General features: G+C 71.7%; 4 protein-coding genes, 1 tRNA gene and 1 pseudogene. All 6 read right to left on the bottom strand.

Features of this window, described 5'->3' with window-relative positions; genetic code table 11:
- Positions 1 to 1,975, bottom strand: a pseudogene (locus BZL64_RS09460) (hypothetical protein); the annotation flags it as partial.
- Positions 1,976 to 2,309: 334 nt separating this feature from the next.
- Positions 2,310 to 3,365: a UDP-N-acetylmuramate dehydrogenase gene (locus tag BZL64_RS09455; protein ID WP_086768016.1), complete on the bottom strand. Its 1,056-nt coding sequence runs from the start codon at positions 3,363 to 3,365 to the stop codon at positions 2,310 to 2,312.
- 181 nt (positions 3,366 to 3,546) lie between these two features.
- Positions 3,547 to 3,975 carry a MaoC family dehydratase gene (locus tag BZL64_RS09450; protein ID WP_086768014.1) on the bottom strand — a complete coding sequence of 143 codons (429 nt, stop codon included), beginning with the start codon at positions 3,973 to 3,975 and terminating at the stop codon, positions 3,547 to 3,549.
- Position 3,976: 1 nt separating this feature from the next.
- The gene (locus tag BZL64_RS09445; protein WP_086768012.1) at positions 3,977 to 4,429 is read right to left on the bottom strand and encodes a MaoC family dehydratase N-terminal domain-containing protein; all 453 of its coding nucleotides are present in this window, start codon (positions 4,427 to 4,429) and stop codon (positions 3,977 to 3,979) included.
- A gap of 120 nt (positions 4,430 to 4,549) precedes the next feature.
- Complete coding sequence (rpmG, locus tag BZL64_RS09440; RefSeq protein ID WP_018834916.1) at positions 4,550 to 4,714, bottom strand: 50S ribosomal protein L33; 165 nt, start codon at positions 4,712 to 4,714, stop codon at positions 4,550 to 4,552.
- An 87-nt stretch (positions 4,715 to 4,801) separates the two neighbouring features.
- Positions 4,802 to 4,874, bottom strand: a tRNA-Met gene (locus BZL64_RS09435).
- Between the last annotated feature and the right edge of the window lie 92 nt (positions 4,875 to 4,966).

Raw genomic sequence — 4,966 nt, 5'->3', positions numbered from 1 at the left:
CGCGGCCTGCCTCCAGGACGCGCAGCGCGGTGGCGGCGTCGCCGGACTCCGCCGCCCAGACGGCGGCGGTGACCCCTCGGTCGGCCGCCGCGCGGGCGGCTTCGAGACCGTGCTCGGCACCGATCTGGAGCAGCACGTCCTCGGCGACCTTCTCCAGCAGCCGCTCGGTCGCCTCCAGCGCCCGCTCGGTGTCGCCGGGGCCGCCGCGGCGCCGGTACTGGTCGGCCAGCTTGCGGTACACGTCCTGCGCGGTGCCGCACCCGGTGAGGTCGCCGATCTCGGCGCGGGCCGCCTCCAGTTCCGCGAGGACCGCCGCGAGGACCGCCGGATCGCCCCGCCGGTCGTACTCGATGTCGAGGACGAGGGCCATGCCGAGCCGCGAACGGATGTCCTGGTCGGCGGCGACGCGGGGACCGCCGAGCGCGGCGCGCAGTTCCGCGACGTCGTCCAGGAGGCTGCCGGCGGAGGGGTCGATGTACTGCTCCAGCGCCTTGCACATGGCCCCGACGGGCGCCACTATCCCGCGCAGCGCGAGCGGCATGCCGGGGTGTTCCTTCGATTCGCGCAGATACATCAGCGCCCGCCGCAGCGGCGGGGCCACCGCCGCGCCGGCCCGGCCGATGGCCATGGTCCGGCGCAGCTGCAGGAAGCCGAGGACGAAGAGGACGATGCTCGCCGAGCCGCTGTCGTCGGACAGCTCCTGACGCATCGCCAGCAGGCGTTCGCCGATGTCGTCGAACGCGTCGAGGTCGTCCTCGGGCGCTTCGCAGACCCGCTGGTACTCCAGGAGGGCGCGGCCCGTCTCCATGAACTCCCGGCCGGCCGTGCCCGAGGCCATGCCGTCGGCGAGCGCCGCCAGGTCGATGTCCTCGGTGAGCAGGCGCTGCGCGGCCTTGGCGTCCTCGATGTTGCCGCCGTTGAGGGAGGCGCCGGAGAGCAGTGCCGCCTGGAGGATGGCCGCGACGCCCGGCGGGACGTCCTGGTCCTGTCCGGCCTGGAGCAGCGGCTCGGCCGCCTGCACCAGGTCCTCGGGGTTGCCCGTGCGCATGGCCATGCCGAAGCGGGCCAGCCCCGCCGTGGTCTGTTCCTGCCAGGAACCGCGCGGCAGCCCCTCGACCGCGCTCTCCAGTTCCTCGGGACGCAGGATGCCGGGCGCGAACAGCTCCATCAGCGGAAGCATGTCGTTCGCGGCGAGTTCCACCTGCTCCCGGATCTCCTCCTGCGGACCGCCCATCTCCACGGGCGTGGCGTCGGGCAGGCCCTTGAGGAGTTCCATCGCCGCTCCCATGAACATCTGGAGCTGCGGCGGCATCGCGCCGGTCGCGGTGGCGAAGTTGCCCAGCGCCAGCAGGGAGTCCCGGTCGCGGGCGGTCTGCATCATCCGCAGCAGCGTCGTCCAGCGTTCCAGGTCCGGTTGGTCGGCCGGGTCGGCGGTCTCCGCCAGTTCCGTGAGCAGGGCGCCGACCTCGGCGAGGTCCTCGCGCAGCACACTGCTGTCGGGGGCCATGAAGGTGGCACCGACCGTCAGTACGTCGATCATGTCCCGCCGGCCCTGGAAGGCGAGGTCCGGCAACTGCGGCACCAGCAGCCTGATCAGCAGCTTGGTGACGGCCGTCCGGGACCGCGTCTCCCGCTCGGTGACGGGTTCCTGCTCGCGGGCCTCCCGCAGCAGGAAGATCGCCTCGGCCCGGTCGGCCGCCGGGTCGGCCGACCCGCCGTGCGTCGTGCCGGACAGGTGACGGACGGCCAGCAGCGAGCCCCGTGCCATCCGTAACGCGCGCCGCCCGGCCCCCTCCGTCTCCCGCTCGGCGTCGGCCAGTTCGCGCAGCATGCCCTCGGTCGCCGCCGGGTCGGCAGGCCCGCCCCCCTCGCGGGCGTCGGCCCACTCCTGACTGACCGCTGTGGCCCGCCGGAACAGCTCCCGCGTCCGCGCTTCCCCGTCGTCCCCTGCGGCCGTCCCCTGAGTCCCGCTCACCGTCACGCGCGCCTCCCCGGATCCCTTTCGCCCACATACTGGCGCCGGGGCAGGGTCCGCGAGGCGGTTTCGGCCGCATTTCAGCCGCCCCGACCGGGAAACAACCGCGCCGCGGGGGAGTCAGGGGACACCGGAAGCGCCCACCATCGAGGCAGGGGGCGTCCGCGGCCCGCCGGGGCTACGGATCGGGGGAGGCCCTTGGCCCGCGGCCGCCCCCTCCCATGCACCAGGCGCGGGTGAGGCGCCAGTCGCGGGTGGAGCACCGGCCAGGCGTGGCGCGCCTCTGTCGACGTACGGCTTCGCCGTGGGGCGGCCGGCCGCATGCGGAGGGTGGCTAGAGCACGACCCCGACCATCACCGGCTCGTTCACCAGCGTGACGCCGAAAGCCTCCCGGACCCCGGCCACGACCTCCCGGGCCAGGGCCAGCAGGTCCTCCGTGGTGGCCTCGCCGCGGTTGGTGAGGGCCAGGGTGTGCTTGCCGGAGATGCGCGCGGGCCCGCTGCCGTAGCCCTTGGTGAAGCCCGCCTTGTCGATCAGCCAGGCCGCGGAGGTCTTGGTGCGCCCCTCCCCCGCCGGGTAGGCGGGCGGTACGGCGTCCTCGCCGAGCCGCTCGTTCACGCGCGCGTGGAACACCGCGAAGTCGGCGTCGGTGAGGATCGGGTTGGTGAAGAAGGACCCGGCGGACCAAGTGTCGTGGTCCTCGGCGTCCAGGACCATCCCCTTCCCCGCACGCAGCTTGAGGACGGTCTCGCGGGCCTGCGTGAGCGGCACCCGGTCGCCGGGTTCCACGCCCAGCGCGCGTGCCGTCTCGGCGTACTTGACCGGCGCGGACAGCCCGTCGGCGTCCTCCAGGGCGAAGCTGACGCGCAGCACGACATAGCGCTCGGGGTCGGCTTTGAAACGGCTGTGCCGGTAGGAGAAGGCGCATTCCTCGTTACCGAGGGTGACCGTCTCTCGGGCTCGGCGGTCGTAGGCGATCACCTCGGTGATGGTGGCGGAGACCTCCTGGCCGTACGCGCCCACGTTCTGGATCGGGGTCGCGCCCGCCGAGCCGGGGATGCCGGCCAGGCATTCGACGCCGGCCAGCCCTGCCTCGACGGTGCGGGCGACGGCGTCGGTCCACACCTCACCGGCGGCCAGCTCCAGCGTCGTACCGACGAGGTCGAAGCCGCTGGTGGCGATGCGCAGGGCGGTACCCGCGAAGCCCTTGTCGCCGATGACGAGGTTGGAGCCGCCGCCGATGACGAGCAGCGGCGTGCCGTCGGCGTCGGCCTCGCGCACGGCGGCGACCACCTCGGCGTCGGTCGTCGCGGTCACCAGTCGGGTGGCGGGGCCGCCCAGCCGGAAGGTGGTCAGCGGGGCGAGCGGGGCGTCGTGGAGTTCCAGCACCCGCCCAGCCTACGAGACGGCGCCGACAGCCCGGTCCGCGCACTCACCCCGACGCCGTCCATGGGTCCCGACGCCGTCCATGGGTAAGGGGCGCCCTCAAGGGAGGACGCCCCTTACCCACACCGCTGTCGGCGGGACCCGTCTCAAGGCCCCGGGCGTCGCCCGCCCGGTCCGGCCCGCCTCAGGCCAGTCGTACGACCGCGCGTGACATTCCCAGCACCTTCTGCCCGCCGCTGGTCGCCGTCAGGTCCACGCGGACCGTGTTGTCGTCGAGCTTGGCGCCGATCTTGCCGCTGACCTCGATGGTCGCGCCCTGCTCGTCGTTCGGGACGACGACGGGCCGGGTGAAGCGGACGCCGTACTCGACGACCGCGCCCGGGTCGCCGACCCAGTCGGTGACGACCCTGACCGCCTCGGCCATGGTGAACATGCCGTGCGCGATGACGTCCGGCAGGCCCACCTCCTTGGCGAACTTCTCGTTCCAGTGGATCGGGTTGAAGTCCCCGGAGGCACCCGCGTACTGGACGAGGGTGGCGCGGGTCACGCCGAACGACTGGGCCGGCAACTCGGTGCCGACCTCGACGTGGTCGTAGGAGATCTTCGCGGTCATCTCAGCCCTCCTCCGCCGCGCGGGCGACGAGCTTGGTCCAGGCGGTCACGACGTGCTCGCCGGCCTCGTCGTGGACCTCACCGCGGACGTCCACGATGTCGTTGCCCGCCATGGACTTGATCGCCTCGATGGTCGAGGTCACCGTGAGCCGGTCACCGGCCCGCACCGGGCGCCGGTAGGCGAACTTCTGGTCGCCGTGCACCACCCGGCTGTAGTCCAGACCCAACTGCGGATCCCGGACGACCTGGCCCGCGGCCTTGAAGGTGATGGAGAACACGAAGGTCGGCGGGGCGATCACATCGGGATGCCCGAGCGCCTTGGCGGCCTCCGGGTCGATGTACGCCGGGTGGGTGTCCCCCACGGCCTCCGCGAACTCGCGGATCTTCTCCCGGCCGACCTCATAGGGATCGGTGGGCGGGTAGGTCCGCCCCACGAAGGACTGGTCGAGCGCCATCGGCTCGGCACCTCCTGGTTGCTCTGCGTCGCTCTACTGACCGGTACTGGTCGCTCAACGACGCGAGGCCGCCCCCGATCACTCGGGGACGGCCTCGCGTACGAGCCTGTAACTATCCAACTATCGCGTTTCGCGATGCGCGGTGTGCGCATTGCAACGCGGGCAGTGCTTCTTCATCTCCATGCGATCCGGGTTGTTACGCCGGTTCTTCTTGGTGATGTAGTTCCGCTCCTTGCACTCCACGCAGGCCAGCGTGATCTTCGGGCGGACGTCGGTGGCAGCCACGTGAGTGCTCCTTGACGAACGGATGGGACATATACACAAACGAGAGTAGCCGATCGAAGGACCGACCCCACAATCGGCTACTGTCAGTAGCGGTGACCGGACTTGAACCGGTGACACAGCGATTATGAGCCGCTTGCTCTACCGACTGAGCTACACCGCTTTGATGGGATCAGGTCCCGTCTCGCGACGGGAACCTCACCCACCAGAGCCCCAATACGGAATCGAACCGTAGACCTTCTCCTTACCATGGAG

The organism is Streptomyces bobili, from assembly GCF_002154575.1.
In the GTDB taxonomy this organism is placed as follows: Bacteria; Actinomycetota; Actinomycetes; order Streptomycetales; family Streptomycetaceae; genus Streptomyces; species Streptomyces bobili.
Note: the sequence above shows the minus strand (reverse complement) of the source record. Positions and strands in the feature narration are given on the sequence as shown.